Origin of the sequence: Aequorivita soesokkakensis (assembly GCF_001641085.1) — a bacterium.
GTDB lineage: Bacteria > Bacteroidota > Bacteroidia > Flavobacteriales > Flavobacteriaceae > Aequorivita > Aequorivita soesokkakensis.
Genome location: NZ_LXIE01000008.1, coordinates 1 through 16538, shown reverse-complemented (window position 1 = coordinate 16538; position 16538 = coordinate 1). Strand labels below are relative to the sequence as shown.

15 protein-coding genes and 2 pseudogenes are annotated in these 16538 nt (G+C 37.3%); 12 read left to right on the top strand and 5 right to left on the bottom strand.

The features are described from left to right. Position 1: 1 nt before the first annotated feature. The 3 genes and pseudogenes from A7A78_RS04665 to A7A78_RS04655 all read right to left on the bottom strand — a co-directional run. Positions 2 to 811 (bottom strand): annotated as a pseudogene (locus A7A78_RS04665) (glycosyltransferase family 2 protein); the annotation flags it as partial. 33 nt (positions 812 to 844) lie between these two features. Next, positions 845 to 1663, bottom strand: a pseudogene (locus tag A7A78_RS15200) (glycosyltransferase family 2 protein); the annotation flags it as partial. 18 nt (positions 1664 to 1681) lie between these two features. Further along, the gene (locus A7A78_RS04655; RefSeq protein WP_068761293.1) at positions 1682 to 2641 is read right to left on the bottom strand and encodes a class I SAM-dependent methyltransferase; all 960 of its coding nucleotides are present in this window, start codon (positions 2639 to 2641) and stop codon (positions 1682 to 1684) included. A 55-nt stretch (positions 2642 to 2696) separates the two neighbouring features. Between A7A78_RS04655 and A7A78_RS04650 the strand changes: the two genes are divergently transcribed. Continuing rightward, positions 2697 to 3434, top strand: coding sequence for a glycosyltransferase family 2 protein (locus A7A78_RS04650; protein WP_068761292.1), 738 nt, complete (start codon positions 2697 to 2699; stop codon positions 3432 to 3434). Between the two features lie 89 nt (positions 3435 to 3523). Here the strand turns inward: A7A78_RS04650 and A7A78_RS04645 are convergent, their stop codons facing one another. Further along, positions 3524 to 4228, bottom strand: coding sequence for a polysaccharide deacetylase family protein (locus A7A78_RS04645; protein WP_068761357.1), 705 nt, complete (start codon positions 4226 to 4228; stop codon positions 3524 to 3526). Between the two features lie 59 nt (positions 4229 to 4287). Between A7A78_RS04645 and A7A78_RS04640 the strand changes: the two genes are divergently transcribed. The 9 genes from A7A78_RS04640 to A7A78_RS04600 all read left to right on the top strand — a co-directional run bounded on the left by A7A78_RS04640 (position 4288) and on the right by A7A78_RS04600 (position 12288). Beyond that, the gene (locus A7A78_RS04640) at positions 4288 to 5049 is read left to right on the top strand and encodes a glycosyltransferase family 2 protein (RefSeq protein WP_068761291.1); all 762 of its coding nucleotides are present in this window, start codon (positions 4288 to 4290) and stop codon (positions 5047 to 5049) included. 11 nt (positions 5050 to 5060) lie between these two features. Beyond that, a complete protein-coding gene (locus tag A7A78_RS04635) occupies positions 5061 to 6125 on the top strand; it encodes a glycosyltransferase family 4 protein (protein ID WP_068761290.1) in 1065 nt (354 codons plus the stop codon). A gap of 94 nt (positions 6126 to 6219) precedes the next feature. Beyond that, entirely contained in the window at positions 6220 to 7119 is a 900-nt protein-coding gene (locus A7A78_RS04630) for a glycosyltransferase family 2 protein (protein WP_068761289.1), read from the top strand. Position 7120: 1 nt separating this feature from the next. Continuing rightward, positions 7121 to 7681 (top strand): L-threonylcarbamoyladenylate synthase, encoded by a 561-nt coding sequence (locus A7A78_RS04625; protein WP_068761288.1) that lies wholly within the window; start codon positions 7121 to 7123, stop codon positions 7679 to 7681. A 2-nt stretch (positions 7682 to 7683) separates the two neighbouring features. After that, the gene (locus tag A7A78_RS04620) at positions 7684 to 9102 is read left to right on the top strand and encodes a CCA tRNA nucleotidyltransferase (protein ID WP_068761287.1); all 1419 of its coding nucleotides are present in this window, start codon (positions 7684 to 7686) and stop codon (positions 9100 to 9102) included. Between the two features lie 34 nt (positions 9103 to 9136). Next, positions 9137 to 9520: a hypothetical protein gene (locus tag A7A78_RS04615; RefSeq protein ID WP_068761286.1), complete on the top strand. Its 384-nt coding sequence runs from the start codon at positions 9137 to 9139 to the stop codon at positions 9518 to 9520. A 12-nt stretch (positions 9521 to 9532) separates the two neighbouring features. Continuing rightward, positions 9533 to 10546, top strand: a complete 1014-nt coding sequence (locus tag A7A78_RS04610) for a COX15/CtaA family protein (RefSeq protein ID WP_068761285.1) — start codon at positions 9533 to 9535, stop codon at positions 10544 to 10546. A gap of 75 nt (positions 10547 to 10621) precedes the next feature. Then, complete coding sequence (locus A7A78_RS04605) at positions 10622 to 11134, top strand: IS1096 element passenger TnpR family protein (protein ID WP_068761284.1); 513 nt, start codon at positions 10622 to 10624, stop codon at positions 11132 to 11134. A gap of 95 nt (positions 11135 to 11229) precedes the next feature. After that, on the top strand, positions 11230 to 12288 hold the full coding sequence (locus tag A7A78_RS04600) for a nucleoid-associated protein (RefSeq protein ID WP_068761283.1): 1059 nt from the start codon (positions 11230 to 11232) through the stop codon (positions 12286 to 12288). 26 nt (positions 12289 to 12314) lie between these two features. Here the strand turns inward: A7A78_RS04600 and recQ are convergent, their stop codons facing one another. Then, entirely contained in the window at positions 12315 to 14507 is a 2193-nt protein-coding gene (gene recQ / locus A7A78_RS04595) for a DNA helicase RecQ (RefSeq protein WP_068761282.1), read from the bottom strand. A gap of 203 nt (positions 14508 to 14710) precedes the next feature. Between recQ and A7A78_RS04590 the strand changes: the two genes are divergently transcribed. Further along, positions 14711 to 15676 (top strand): KpsF/GutQ family sugar-phosphate isomerase, encoded by a 966-nt coding sequence (locus tag A7A78_RS04590; protein WP_068761281.1) that lies wholly within the window; start codon positions 14711 to 14713, stop codon positions 15674 to 15676. After that, positions 15676 to 16518: a twin-arginine translocase subunit TatC gene (gene tatC / locus A7A78_RS04585; RefSeq protein ID WP_068761280.1), complete on the top strand. Its 843-nt coding sequence runs from the start codon at positions 15676 to 15678 to the stop codon at positions 16516 to 16518. The genes A7A78_RS04590 and tatC overlap by 1 nt, the downstream gene beginning before the upstream one ends. Positions 16519 to 16538: the final 20 nt, after the last annotated feature.

The following is a 16538-nucleotide window of genomic DNA, read 5'->3' as shown; positions in this document are numbered from 1 at the left end:
TTTAATCTACCGCAGCTTTTACTTTTGAAACAATTCCGTAGTCTGTCCACACCCTTTTTTCTTTTTTGGTAACTTTCCGAATAGCCTTGTTGTTCACAAACATTTCTTTTTTCACATAACCGCGTTCGTGATCCAAATGGAGGGTTACGGTGCTATATCTTATTTGTTGCGGCTTAATTCCAAAATTCATAAGCCGCTCCCCCATTTCACGGTCTTCGCCGCCGTATTGCATGCGTTCGTCAAAACCATTTACGGCCAGTATATCCTTCCGCCAACCGGAAGCATTATTGCCGTCCCATGTAGCGCTGGTTGGTGTAAAGGTGTTCAAAATATCTTCCTTTAAACCGTAGGAAGTAAGTTTGTTCAGCTTAAAGGTTTTTTTCAAACCGTGTTTTAAAAGCCATTTTGCATTGAAACAACGTTGTGTTTCAATATCGTTTTTGGTAATCTGTTTCGAAATTTTCATGGACAACTTAAAATATCCAGCGGAAAGAAAACAGCCCGGACGACTAAGGCCCAAATGGGTTGAAACCAAATCATTCCGCGGAATACAGTCGCCATCAGTGAAAATTAAATATTCGCCTTTTGAAGCTTTTATGGCCTTATTGAGAATTTTCGTTTTTTGAAAACCGTGATCTTCCTGCCAAACGTGGGTGATTCTTAAAGATGATTTTTTTTTAAAATCATCAATCAAATTCTTAGTTTCTTCAGTTGAACCATCGTCAGCGATTATAATCTCAAAATTCCGTTCCAATTGCTGCTCAAAACCCCAAAGTGCTTTTTGAAGCCATTCGGGTTGATTGTATGTGCTAACGATTACCGAAACAAATGGAGCTGTATCTTCATCTTTAACAATTCCGAAGGGAGTCCATTTTTTCTTTAACCCGCGTGTCTGCTTCCGAATTGCCAAATTTTTATTGATGGAATCCTGGTTTTTATACCCACGTGGATGGTCCAAATGTAAAACCACGGCATTATAACGAATCTGCTTGCTTTTTATACCCAGATTTATCAAACGCTCGCCAAGTTCACGATCCTGCCCGCCGTATTGCATGCGTTCGTCAAAACCATTTATAGCGATAATATCTTTTTTCCAGCCAGAAGCATTGTGGCCATTCCAACTGGCATTTGTTGGGGTGAACGAGTTAAGCAAAAATGCTTTCAATGGCCCCGAATACAGTTTATTGTTTTTAAAAGAAGATTGCAATCCATGTTCTTTCAGCCAAGAAACGTCGAAACATTTTTCAGAATAAATATCTTCTTTGGTAATTTCCTTTGAAATTTCAATGGGCAACATAAAATAACCGCCTGAAAGAAAATAACCTTCTTCGCGATAATTAACGTGCTGTTCCACAAAATCCTTTCGCGGAATACAGTCGCCATCGCTCATGATAATATATTCAGTACTGCATTGAAGAATAGCTTTATTGAGAATCTGTGATTTTTGGAAACCTTTATCTTCGTGCCAAACGTGGACGATTTTATAAAACATTTCGGCCTCCAATCTATTCAGCAACTGTCGCGTTTCGTCATTGGAGCCGTCATCTGCAATTACAACCTCAAAATGCCTGTAAGTTTGATTGTTATAACCATACAAAACTTTCTCCAGCCATTCGCAGGAATTGTAGGTACTGATTATTATGGAAGTATCAATCACTGTCATAGTGTGGCAAAGATAAAGCTATTTCTTTCGTAAATAAAAGGCAGCCTGATCACCACGCCCTTCCTTATTCAGTTGTTTTGCTTTTTGCCCATACTGGAAATTCTGGGTTTTTCGATGTAGGGAATTTGAAAATCCTTTCAATTTTGGCGCAGAAAGCGGAATGTTTTGAAGATATTTTTCACTTCCACTAAACTGAAAATGAGTGGAATCATATTCAATTTTATACAAATCGAAATTGGTCTTTTCCGCAAGTAATTGCATACTTTTTTGGGAGTGAAGAAAAAAGTGCCGCGGCGCATCCAATTGCACCCAGTTAACGCCATAATGCTTCCAAGCATATGATGAAACGGTAGGAATACGGATTATACAAACACCTCCGGGAGAAAGAAGTTCGTAAACTTTTTGAAGATTTTCCGAAGGATCTGGTAGATGTTCAAAGGCGTGATGATAGGTTATAATATCGAACGTTCCTTCCATATCAAACACACTGCTTTTCTTTATTGTTAGGCCATTTTCATATTGAATTGTTTCATTTAAATAAGGATCGCAGCCCATTACATTTTTAAAACCAACCTCGGCTAACGGATACAGAAAATTTCGGCCATTTCCGCAGCCTACATCAAGAATGCTTGTTTCTTTTGTTACATCAAGTTCATTGAAAATTTCATATTCCTTTTTACCAATTAAATGGGCAAACGTATTTTTATAAATGGTACCGCCAATTGCAGCATATTCGTACTGTTTCTTTTTTATGGCACCTTTTGTTCCTTCAAATTTCTTTCCATCATAAGTATCAAAACTGTAGTAATCCCCCGGATAATATTTAGACATATCTGAAGGAAATTCGCTAATCTGCAAACATTCACACTTGGAACATTGAAAAAATTCAAACTGCTCGCGCAACCCATACATCATTTCCTTTGCTACAAATGTTTTGTTTTCTTTGGAATTGCCACAAATTCTGCAAGTGTTTGCCATAAAGCGAAAATAGTTTTAGGCACCAAAGATAAAGTTATTTACTAATTTTGCTTGAATGGCAAGACTTTCCGTAATTATTCCAACCTTCAATGAAGAAGCATATATAGAGGATGCGCTGTTTTCCGTTGCCTTTGCTGATGAAATTATAGTTATTGACTCCTTCAGTACAGATGCAACCCCTGAAATTGCTAAAAAGTACGCTACAAAATTTCTACAACGAAAATTCGACAATTTTTCAAACCAAAAAAATTTCGCGTTAAAAGAAGCAACTGGCGACTGGATTTTATTTTTGGATGCCGATGAACGTGTCACACATTCCTTGGAAGCAGAAATAAAGGAAACGCTTCAAAATCCAAAGCACGGTGGCTATAAAATTAATTTTCCACATTTTTATATGAACCGTTTTCTCTATCATCACAGTGATGACGTGCTACGGCTTGTAAAACGTGATGGTGCGGAATATTCTGGCTCGGTTCACGAAAAACTTCAATGCGAAGGCAGTATTGGAAAACTGAAAAACAAAATGCTCCATTTTACCTATAAAGGCTTAGATAATTACATTTCAAAAAAAGAATCGTATGCTTGGTTTCAGGCGCAGCAACAGTTTGAAAAAGGTAAAAAAGCTACTTGGTTCCATCTTTTTTTTAAACCTGCCTATCGCTTTTTCCGTTCCTTTATTTTAAAAGGTGGTTTCCGCGATGGCGTTCCTGGAATGACGGTTGCGGCCGTGAATGCTTATGGCGTTTTTGAACGTTACGTAAAGTTGATGCTGCTTCAAAAAGGGATGAAATAGAAATAGGTGTCTGTTCGAGCGCAGTCGTGAACCTTATAAATTTGAACACCAAAGGAGGTCTCGACTGCGCTTGACCTGACAAAGTATATTCAAAAAAGTTTTCCAAACCGAATTTTCTGCCGAAACTTTAACATTGAAAACTCTCCCTTCACGTCAATTCGCTGGATTTCAAAAGGTTTTTTAAACGGAAAATGATTTATTCTGTTACCAATGCGTAGCCCAAAATTAATTCCGTTTTCCGAAAGTGTTTTTTTAAAGCTTTCATTCAGCATTTTTTCCTTTGGAAATTTACCGTAGGGATAAGCCAAAACTGGTGAAAAGTCTAACTTGTTTTCTGTAACAAATTCCTTGCAAAGATGGGTATCTTCCTCAATTTCTGTATTGGAAAGTTCCGTGTATTTTTTATGATAAAAAGAATGGAAACCGAGTTCAACAATTTTTGGATCGAGGGTTTTTAATTGCTCAGAAGTCATTATTTCCAAAGAAGAAGTGTTCCAACTATCGGTTTTTCCCAAAAAGTTTAAAGGGACAAAAAATGTGGCTTTCAATTTATATTTTTTTAGCAGCGGAAGCGCCAATTCCCTTTGGCTCACATAGCCATCATCAAAAGTGATAATGATATTTTTGGTTTTTGGCAATGATTTCTGTTTTGCCAATTCCCCGAAATGGTAGGTTTTATAACCATTTTCAGCCAGATGCTTAAACTGCTTTTCAAGTTTTTCTACGGAAATGGTCAATCCTTTCCCCTTTTCAGCAGTAACGTGGTGGTACATTAAAATAGGAAGCTTCGCCATAACGGTTTTCAAATTTATACCTGTAAAATTATTACTTTTACGCAAACTACAAGCTGTTTTTGGAAAACCCTGTAAAAATCACCGCCCTTGCCATCACGCTCAATGAAGCCGCCAATATTGAAGGCTATTTAAAAAGCCTTTGGTTTGCGGATGAAATTGTGATTGTGGATTCATTCAGCAGCGATGAAACGGTGGATTTGGCCTCAAAACACGAAAATGTAACGGTTTACCAAAGGGCTTTTGACAATTTTTCTGCGCAAAAGAATTTCGCTATTTCAAAGGCGAAAAACGATTGGGTTACATTTTTTGATTTGGATGAGGAAATTATCCCAGCACTCACCGATGAAATTTTAGAAAAATTTAAAAATCCAAAAGCCATTGCCTATTTTGTAAAACGCGATTTCTATTTTATGGGGAAGCGCATTAAATACAGTGGTTTGCAGAATGATTACATAATTCGTTTTTTTAATAAAAACCATTGCCAATACAATGCAAATTTGGTCCACGAAACCCTGGAAGCCGACGGCAAAACCGAAAATTTAAAGAATAGCCTGCCACACCACACTTACAAATCTTTTGACGATTACACCGCCAAAATGCACCAATACAGTGCGTTGCAAGCACAAATGCTCTATAAAAAAGGAAAGAAGCCAAACTATTACCATTTTTTATTCCGTCCGTTTTATAGATTTTGGAACCAGTTTATTTTCAGATTGGGTATTTTAGATGGGAAAGAAGGTTTTATTCTCGCTTATGTAAGTGCGTTTTCAGTCTTTAAAAGATATGTAAACCTTTGGCTTTTGTATAGAAAGATTAATTAACAATCCGTAAAGTGAAACAAGTTTTTTTAGAATCGCACAATTTAAAAAACCGTTATTCGGGCTTTGGCCAGTTTAACTATCACTTTATAAAAGCGTTGGCGGATTTTCCCAAAAACGATTTCGAGATTGTTTTGAATGCGAAAAATATTTCAGAGCTTGAAGAGGAATTCGGAGCTGCTTTCAAATACCGAAAATACAATTCGCTAACCCGCCATAAACCCTTCCGAATAAAGAAAAAATACAATCTTTGGCATTGTTTGAACCAAAATATAAAGATTGAACCCTTCTTCAATATCCCTTATTTATTGACGGTTCACGATGTACATTTTGTTACGGAAGGTTCCCCAGAATTACAGCAAAAACTGAAAAAACAATTCAACGAAAAATTGAAAAGAAGCAGCGCAATCGCCTATATTTCAGAGTTTGCAAAACAGGATACACACGCACATTTTGATGTTCCCAACATTCCGGAATATGTAATTTATAACGGAAATACGATTACAGAAATCACACTTCCGAAGGACTATAAACCGTCACTTTTACCGCAAAAACCCTATCTTTTTTCCATTGGCGATTTCAGCGAACGAAAGAATTTTATGAGCCTTGTGGAAATGTTGCGCTTTCTGCCGGAATATAATTTGGTGCTCGCGGGCAGCAATACTTCCAGTTATGCAGAAAAACTTACCGAAATGGTTAAACGTTACGGTTTTGAAAACAGGGTTTTTCAAACTGGAAAAATAGCAGATTTGGACAAACAATATTACCTGCAAAATTGCGAAGCCTTTGTTTTTCCATCCTTGCGGGAAGGTTTCGGAATTCCACCTATTGAAGCGATGCGTTTTGGGAAACCTGTTTTTCTTTCAAACAACACTTCCCTACCAGAAATTGGCGGCGAACACAGTTTTTTTTGGAATCATTACGATCCAGAATATATGGCAAAAATGCTGAAAGACGGAATGGAAAAATTCAATAATAATAGGCTGTTTTATGAAAATTGGTACACTGCTCGCGCCCAAAGTTTCAACTGGAAAACCACTGCTGAAAAATATCTGGAGGTTTATAAAAGTTTGCTCTAAATAACTTTATTAAAACTTTGGGCAAACTCCCACAGACAGTAATTGTATCTTTGCCAAAATCAGTCGGAAAAATTTCGCGATTAAAATTTATTTGATGGATGTAGCCGTAATCATTATCAATTACAACTCTTCAAAATATACTTTGGAGTGCGTAAATACCGTGATTGAAAAAACTTCGGAGGCGATAAAGTATCAAATAATCGTGGTTGACAACAATTCAACACCTTCAGAATATAAAATTCTTGAAGAAAACTTTCCGAAAAAAAACAACATTTCATTACACCGAAGTATTATAAACACAGGCTTTGGCGGCGGAAATATGTTTGGGGCTCAATTTGCAAAAGCTGATTATTTGCTTTTTTTAAATAACGACGCGATGCTGCTAAATGATAGTCTCAGTATTTTGCTGGAATTTATGAAAGCGAATCCAAAAGTAGGTGTTTCAACTGCTCAAAATTTTGACGAAAACAATAGATTTGTTGCTTCATTTGATCATAACAAAGGCATACGGAGACTGCTTTTTGGAAGAAGTTTCCTCGAAAAAAACAATCCGGAATTATACCCAAAACGCAAAAAGGAATATTCCGAACCATTAAAAGTAAATTGGGTAAACGGCGCATTTCTTTTTTTTGATAGCAAGGCATTTTCGGAAGTAGGCGGTTTTGACACCAACATTTTTCTGTATTGGGAAGAAATGGACATTTGTCATCGCCTTAAAAAATTTGGCTACGAAAGTTGGTTGATTCCCGAAGCGCAAATTTTGCACCATCAAGGCGTAAGCACGGGCACTTCAAAAGCAATGAACAGGGAAAGTTATATTTCCTATTTATACGTACTTCGGAAGAATTACGGTTTTGGAAAATACATTTTTATCAGAATTTATTTGTCCATCGCTCTATTACTGAAACCCAAAAAATGGTATTTGCTGCCCATTATTCTGAAAAGCAATAACCAAACGCAATCCTTAAAACAAAAACAAAAAATCACTTTTTAAGATGAAGACTGAAATTGAAAATTGCATTACCGTTTTAAAGAAAGGTGGACTAATTCTTTACCCTACAGACACCGTTTGGGGGATTGGCTGCGATGCTACCAACCCTGAAGCCGTGGACAAAGTTTTTAAGCTAAAGCAACGAAGTGACGAAAAATCGCTGATTTGTTTGGTGCACGATTTTAGAATGCTGAATGAATATGTTGAAAACGTACCGGAAGTGGCTTATGATATTTTAAAATATGCCAAAAAGCCAACCACAATCATTTATGACGATCCAATACGGGTTGCTGAAAATATTATTGCCGAGGATAATTCTCTCGCCATTCGGGTAACGAAAGATGAATTCTGTAAAAAACTAATTCAGAGATTCCGAAGACCGTTAGTTTCTACTTCGGCAAATATTTCCGGGGAAAATACCCCGCAAAGTTATGCCGAAATAGACCCTTTAATTTTGGAAGGCGTGGACTATGTTGTAAATTTGCACCACGAAAAAAAATCAGGAAAACCTTCGGCTATTATCAAGTTAAAAAATGATGGTTCGGTTAAGGTAATCAGACAATAAAAATGCCACAATACCCAACAGCACTTCAAAATCCAATCTTTAGGACCATTTTCAAAGCTTCCAAAAATTTAAACTTGGAAAGCTATGTTATTGGCGGTTATGTGCGCGATTTTCTTTTGAAAAGAGGTGATGCGAAAGACATTGATATAGTTGCCGTTGGCAGCGGAATTGATTTGGCTGAAGAAGTATCAAAACTATTACCCGGAAAACCGAAAGTTTCAGTCTTTAAAACCTACGGAACAGCGATGTTGAAAAGTGGTGGAATAGAACTTGAGTTTGTTGGTGCTCGCAAAGAATCCTATTCCGAGGAAAGCAGAAATCCCGCCGTGGAAAACGGTACTTTGGAAGACGACCAAAACCGAAGGGACTTTACCATAAATGCTTTGGCTTTAAGCCTTAGCGATGAGAACTTTGGCGAATTGCTAGACCCATTCAACGGAATTGAAGATTTGCAGAAAAAAATAATCCGAACTCCCTTAGACCCAAATATTACCTATAGTGACGACCCATTGCGCATGCTGCGCGCCATTCGGTTTGCAACACAGTTAGATTTTATAATTGAAAAAGAATCGTTGGAAGCAATTACCAGAAATGCTGAACGCATAAAAATTATTTCCAAAGAACGGATTGTTGACGAACTGAACAAAATTCTGCTATCGGATGTTCCTTCAAAAGGATTTGCCTTGTTGCACAAAACAGGTTTATTACCCTTTATTTTACCAGAATTGATTGCGTTACAAGGCATAGACGAAAAAGAAGGCCAAACTCATAAAGACAATTTTTGGCATACGCTGGAAGTGGTTGATAATATTTCAAAAGCCACAGATGACCTTTGGCTACGTTGGGCTGCATTGCTTCACGATATTGGAAAAGCGCCAACAAAGAGATTTGATAAAAAATTGGGTTGGACTTTTCACGCACACGAATTTGTAGGCGCAAAAATGGTTTACAAACTTTTCAAAAGGTTAAAAATGCCTTTGAATGAAAAGATGAAATTTGTCCAAAAAATGGTTTTAATGAGCTCCCGCCCTATCGTTTTGGCAAGTGAAGTTACTGATAGCGCCGTTCGCCGTTTGATTTTTGACGCAGGCGAAAATGTTGAAGATTTAATGACACTTTGTGAAGCAGATATTACCACAAAAAACCCTAAAAAATTTAAAAAATATCACGCCAATTTTCAATTGGTGCGCGATAAAATTGTGGAAGTTGAAGAACGTGATCAAGTTAGGAATTTCCAACCGCCAGTTACCGGTGAGGAAATTATGGAAACATTCAACTTAAAACCTTCACGTGAAATTGGTATTATTAAAGATGCCATTAAAGAAGCAATTCTTGAAGGTGAAATTCCAAATGAATATGAAGCTGCGAAGGAATTTATGCTTAAAAAAGCAGCAGAGATAGGATTGAAAACAGTTAATTAAATTCTAAAAGTAGAAGTTTAAAAATTACTTCAAAGTGAATAAAATCTATAAAATATATTTAAAAGAGATTTTCATCGGGACTTCTAGACTAGAAAAAGCTGACGTACCAATGGGTGTTGTATTTGGTAAAATTACTTGGATTGACGATAAGTTCGGATATGATTTTTTTAAAAAATTTTGTTTAGAAAATAAAATTGAACTCGTATATGATTTCCCAAAGGATAAAATGATCTCTACGATGTCAATTGCTCAATTAAAAGTTACTAGTGAAAATGGAATTGAAATTATGGGAAATGGTAATCAAATATCAGGAATGGATACCCAAGAATATGAAATAACGATTTCTGGTATTCCCTCCACCTTATTAAATAAAGAATTCCCTCATCACATAGAACAATATAATAATCTGTTCAATTAAAATTCATCCAAAGTGAAAGACAACAAAAAAGTAATCTACTGGCTCTTCGCAGGATGTTTCCTGATTTTCATAATGGTAGTAATTGGCGGAATTACGCGACTTACACATTCTGGGCTTTCCATTTCAAGCTACAAACTTATTTCTGGCACTTTGCCGCCAATGAATGAAACACAATGGATTGCAGAGTTTAATCATTACAAACAATTTCCTGAGTATCAAAAGCTCAACAATCACTTCAGCTTGCAGGATTTTAAGGATATTTATTTCTGGGAATGGTTGCACCGCCTGTTGGGCAGACTTTTGGGCGTGGTTTTCATTATTCCATTTTTCTACTTTCTTCTTAAAAAACAACTTACAAAACCTACAATTAAAAAAGCAATAATTTTAATGTGCTTGGGCGCATTTCAAGGATTTCTGGGCTGGTATATGGTGAAAAGCGGCTTGGTGGACCGTCCGGACGTAAGCCATTATCGGCTTGCGATGCATTTAACAACCGCTTTTATAACTTTTGCATACACCTTTTGGGTGGCGATGGATCTTTGGTATCCGGTTAAAAAGGAAATTAACAAACACATTCGAAATATAATCCGTTTTGGATTGGCAATTTTGCTTATCCAAATTATTTGGGGGGCATTCGTGGCAGGGCTGGATGCTGGCTGGATTCACAACCACTGGCCGTTGATGAATGAAGGAAAATTAATTCACGAAACCGTTTATACAGAACAAGTTCCTGTTTGGAAAAATTTTGTGGAAGGCAAAAGCGGCGTACAATTCGTACATAGATATATGGCTTATGTTGTGGTGGGAATGATCTTTTTCATTTGGTACAAAACACGAAAATTACAGCTTACCCTTCCGCAGAAAAACGGGATAAATGTATTGTTGGTTTTGGTTTTAGTGCAATTTATTTTGGGCATTTTCACGCTTATCCTGCAAGTACCCGTAGTTTTAGGAGTTCTGCATCAAGTAACTGCATTTTTCCTGCTTGCAGCAATGACTTTTGTTTTGCATCGTTTTTCAAAATAATGCACAATCAAAAATGTAAACTGCACCTGAATACTGCCTACTTTTTAATAACTTTGCACCCTAATTTTTTTTAAAATGATTTACCGTTTCAGAATAATCCTCGATACACACGAAGACGTTTTCCGCGACATCGAAATAGAAGCTTCGAACACTTTGGAAGATTTTCACAATGCCATTACGCAGGCCTTCGGGTTTGATGGGCAGGAAATGGCTTCTTTTTATACCAGCAACGAGCTTTGGGAAGAAGACGAGGAAATACCACTATTTGACGTGAGTGACGAGCCCGGAAGCATCCGCATTATGGGCGAAACTATGTTGGAAAATGTGGTTGATGAAGAAAACACCAGACTACTTTACGTTTACGATTTCTTGAATATGTGGACATTTATGGTGGAACTTGCCGATATTGCTGAAGCCGAAACTGGAACAATCTATCCAAACTTAATGTACTCACACGGACAAATTCCCGAGGAAGCTCCCGAAAAGGAATTCATAGCCGAAGAAATTGAAGAAGATGATTTCGATGAAGAATTCGACCTTGATCCGGAAGATTATGACAACCTCGATTTTGATGAAAACTGGAATTGATTCAGTTGTCAGTAGTCAGTAGTCAGTAGTCAGTAAAAAAAAATATTTCACATTTCTAATTTCGTATTTCTAATTTCTAACTTCCCATTTCAAATATGATTAACCTTTTCAATACCCACATTGCATCCCTTTCCATTCACAGAGTGGGTAACAAAAGCAGAAACGAAGCTATTTTTCTTTCTGAGGAACCTTATAAAATGGACGATGAAATAACTCCGTTATTGAAAGAGTTTTTTCTGAAACCATTCCGTGATAAGGAAGAGAATTATTTTCAATTTTCGCACGAAGCTGATTTGGAGTTTCACGAACTTTTTAATAGTGCTTCGAAGATTTTTGACAATCCGCAAGAAATTCATGAAGAGAGTAGAAAAATAGCATCTTATCTTTATAATCAATCTGAACACCCACATATAAAAAGCGGCGAAGTTTATGTTGCCTATCTTGAAAACGTGCAGTTGGATAACGTAAAAATGGACGCCATCGGTATTTTTAAGAGTGAGTTGAAACAGGATTTTCTTCAGTTTGCAGAGGAAGGAAACCAATTGGAAGCAATGTTGCAACACGGAGTTAGCTTGAACAAATTGGACAAAGGCTGTATTATTTTCAATTCAGGAAAAGAACAGGGATATAAAATTCTTTCTGTTGATAGCAATCGTTATGATGCGCGTTATTGGTTGGAAAGTTTTTTAGGAGTTGAAGCACTTGCTGATGATAATTTCTACACAAAAAAGTATCTAAAATTTTGTCAGGATTTTGCGAAGGATGTGGTTTTACCAGCTGAAGACAAAAAGCAGGAGGTGATGTTTATGAACCGTGCGGTAAACCATTTCGCGAAAAACGACAATTTTGAGGAAACTGCCTTTATGAATGAAGTGATTGACAATCCAGATTTATTGCCAGAGTTTCGTCATTACAAAAGTGAAAAAGCACCAAAATACAGCATTGAGGATTTAACCACATTTCCAATCGCAAATACTGCTGTAACAGCAGCACGAAAGAAAATAAAAAATGTAATAAATCTGGATACAAATATTCAAATAAAGCTAGATTTCATCAATCCCGAAAGTGCCGAAAAATTTGTAGAAAAAGGCTGGGACGAGGAAAAGCAGATGTATTATTATTTAGTGTATTTCAATAAAGAACAAAAATCGTAGAGACGCACGGCCGTGGGTTTCTACGGTCAATTCCCAACTTCGCTGATGAATTTTATTCTGTATAACCGCAATTCCTCTTCATCATAATCTCCATCAAATTCCTCCATCGCTTCCTCTATTTTATCAGATTTGGCTTCTAAAAAATATTCGTGGATTTCTTCCTGTTGGTCTTCGTCCAATACTTCATCTACCCAATAATCTATGTTCAACTTGGTGCCACTGTAAACTATGGCCTCCATTTCCTTTATAAACTCAGGCATTTCTAGTCCTTTTGCACTGGCAATATCGGGCAAAGCAAGTTTTCTGTCTACGTTTTGGATGATATATAATTTTAGGGAACTATTACTTCCTGTAGATTTAACTACAAAATCCTCCGGCCTAATTATGTCGTTTTCTTCAACATAATCCTGTATAAGCTTTAAAAAAGATTTGCCGTATTTTTTCGCTTTCCCTTCTCCTACCCCGTGAACGTTGGAAAGTTCCTCCATAGTTACTGGATATTTAAGCGCCATATCTTCCAAGGAAGGTTCCTGGAAAATTACAAATGGCGGAAGGTCCAAATCGTGCGCCACTTTTTTAAGTTCCGCTTTTAAAAGTTTGAAAAGATTTTCATCAGCTACATCACCCCCTTTATTGGCGCCTACAATCACATCATCATTGGCATCTTTAAAGGAATGATCTTCAGTCATCATAAAAGAAACTGGCGATTTAATAAATTTCTTTCCAGCATCAGTTAAATGAATTACGCCATAGGTTTCAATATCTTTCTTCAAATAGCCTGCAACCAAAAGCTGGCGAAGCAATGCCATCCAGTAGGCTCCATCGTGATCTGAACCAGAGCCAAAAAATTCCTGTACATCGGTTCTATGGGACTTTATTAAGGCATTTACTTTCCCTATCAGTACATTTACTATTTCTTTGCTTTTATACTGTTCATTGGTTTTGGAAACAATTTCCAAAAGATGTTTTGCATCTTCTTTGGCTTCATGTTTCTTTTTGGGATGGCGCATATTATCGTCCATCATCCCGCCATCACCAGTTTCATTATCAAATTCTTCCCCAAAATAATGAAGGATGAATTTTCTTCGGGACATGGAAGTTTCTGCAAAACCAACAACTTCCTGTAATAGTGCGTGGCCAATTTCCTGTTCGGCAACGGGCTTACCGCTCATAAATTTTTCAAGTTTTTCTATATCCTTATAACTGTAAAAAGCTAGGCAATGACCTTCGCCACCGTCGCGGCCAGCCCGTCCGGTTTCTTGGTAATAGCTTTCAATGCTTTTAGGAATATCGTTATGGATTACAAAACGAACGTCCGGTTTGTCAATTCCCATTCCGAAAGCTATGGTTGCAACAACAACATCCACATCTTCCATCAAGAACATGTCTTGGTGCTTTACGCGGGTTTTGCCGTCGAGACCGGCGTGATAGGGCACTGCTTTTATTCCGTTTACCTGCAAAGCTTGTGCGAGCTCTTCTACCCTTTTTCGGCTTAAGCAATAAATAATTCCGCTTTTGCCCTCATTCTGTTTTACAAAACGAATTATATCCGAATCAACATTTTTGGTTTTCGGTCTTATTTCATAATAGAGATTTGGGCGGTTGAAGGATGCTTTAAAGGTATTTGCATCCTGCATATTGAGGTTTTTCAGAATATCTTCCTGCACCTTTGGAGTTGCAGTAGCGGTAAGGCCGATTATAGGGATATCGGTACCTATGCGTTGGATAATACTTTTAAGATTTCGGTATTCTGGCCTAAAATCGTGCCCCCACTCACTGATACAGTGCGCTTCGTCAATAGCCATAAAGGAAATTTTTTGGGTTTGCAGAAAATCTACATACTCTTCCTTGGTGAGCGATTCGGGAGCAACGTAGAGCAATTTTGTCACTCCATTGGCGATGTCGCTCTTCACTTTTTTTACTTCAGTTTTGTTGAGGGAAGAATTCAGTACATGCGCAATTCCTTCTTCCGAAGAAAGCGAACGCAGGGCGTCCACTTGGTTTTTCATCAACGCAATAAGTGGCGAAACCACTATTGCCGTACCTTCCTGCATAAGCGCCGGAAGTTGGTAACAAAGAGATTTTCCGCCGCCCGTAGGCATAACAACAAAGGTATTGTTACCGTTTAGGATACTTTTTACCACTTCCTCCTGTAGGCCTTTAAAGCGGGTAAATCCAAAATATTTTTTTAGGGCTGCGTAAATGTCAATCTCTGCCACGCTGCTTGGGTTTTTAGGGATAATTCAGTTTTAGCCAACAATACATTGTTTTACAGATTAACAATTGTAATTTTGCAACCGTATTAAGTTGACTGCATCTTAAAAAGAAAGGTATCTATATTAAGATTACTGAATTGTGTTAAATTCTATTCTAAATATACTAATTTCTGAAACAGTTACAAACATTCAAAAGCATTAAAATTTTGAACAAGCAAGACAGAATTATTTCCGTAGCGAAAAACACCATAGAAACTGAAAGTAAAGCCATTGCAAACCTCGCCCATCTTGTGGACGATGAATTTGCGGGAGCTGTTGATTTTATTTATCATTCCAAGGGAAGGGTAATTGTTACCGGAATAGGCAAAAGTGCAAATATCGCTACTAAAATTGTGGCCACTTTAAACTCTACCGGCACGCCTGCAATCTTTATGCACGCTGCAGACGCCATTCATGGAGATTTGGGGACCATTCAGGAAAACGATACGGTTATCTGTATTTCAAAAAGTGGAAATACGCCCGAAATAAAAGTGCTTGTACCACTAATTAAAGCTATTGACAATAAATTAATAGCCATTACCGGAAACCGGGATTCCTTTTTAGGGCAACAGGCAGACTTTGTTTTGAATGCTTATGTTGAAAAAGAAGCTTGCCCCAATAATCTTGCACCAACTACTAGTACTACCGCACAATTGGTTATTGGCGATGCTTTGGCAATGTGTCTTCTGGATCTACGCGGATTTTCCAGCAAGGATTTTGCTAAATTTCACCCAGGAGGTTCTCTGGGGAAAAAATTATATTTGCGGGTAAGCAACCTTACTTCGTTGAATGAAAAACCACAAGTAAGCCCGGATACTGATGTTAAAAAAGTGATTGTGGAAATTTCCGAAAAAATGCTCGGAGTTACTGCTGTTGTTGAAAACGATGAAATTGTAGGGATAATTACCGATGGTGATTTAAGGCGTATGTTAACGAGAACAGATAGTTTTGCAGGGTTGACCGCAAAGGATATTATGACCAAAAATCCAAAAAAAATAGCCAACAATGCCATGGCAGTTGAAGCCATGGAAATGATGGACAATTATGGCATAACACAGATTCTTGCCGAAGATAAAGGCAAATACAGTGGCGTTGTGCATATTCACAATCTTACCAAAGAGGGAATTATTTAATGAAGAAAACAGCTTCCCCCGAAAAAGAAATGTCCTTTTTGGACCATTTGGAAGAACTGCGGTGGCATCTCATCCGCTCTACTATTGCTGTGGTAGTTTTAGCTGGTTTGGCATTTATTTTCAAACATTTTATTTTTGATGTTCTTATTTTTGGGCCCACAAAACCAGAATTTCCTACATATGCAATGTTTTGTGAAATCTCACGCTATTTGGGAATGGATACCTTTTGTTTTCAGGAAATGCCGTTTAAAATTCAAAGTAGAACAATGGCTGGACAGTTTTCCGCACATATGTGGACGTCTATCTATGCCGGAATTATTGTTGCCTTTCCGTACATTCTTTATGAATTTTGGCGATTTATTAGCCCAGGTTTAAGAGAAAAGGAGCGCAAGTCTAGTCGCGGTTTTATTTTGATTGCCTCCGTACTTTTCTTTTTAGGGGTTCTTTTTGGGTATTACCTTATAACCCCTTTATCCATCAACTTTTTGGGGAATTATCAAGTAAGCGAAGAAGTTATAAACCAGTTCGATTTGGACAGTTATATTTCCTTGGTGCGCACATCGGTATTGGCCTGTGGAATCGTTTTTGAATTACCAATATTGATGTATATACTAACAAAGATTGGTTTGGTTACACCAGAAATACTTCGGAAATACAGAAAATTCGCTTTGATTATTGTTTTAATACTTTCGGCAGTAATCACGCCACCGGATATTGTTAGTCAGATCATCGTTGCCATACCGATTCTTATTCTTTATGAAGTGAGTATTTATATTTCAAAAATTGTGATTAGGAATCAGTTGAGGGAAGAAAGAAGAAAGAAGAAAGAAGAAGGACAATAGAAAATGTTCAATGTTCAATG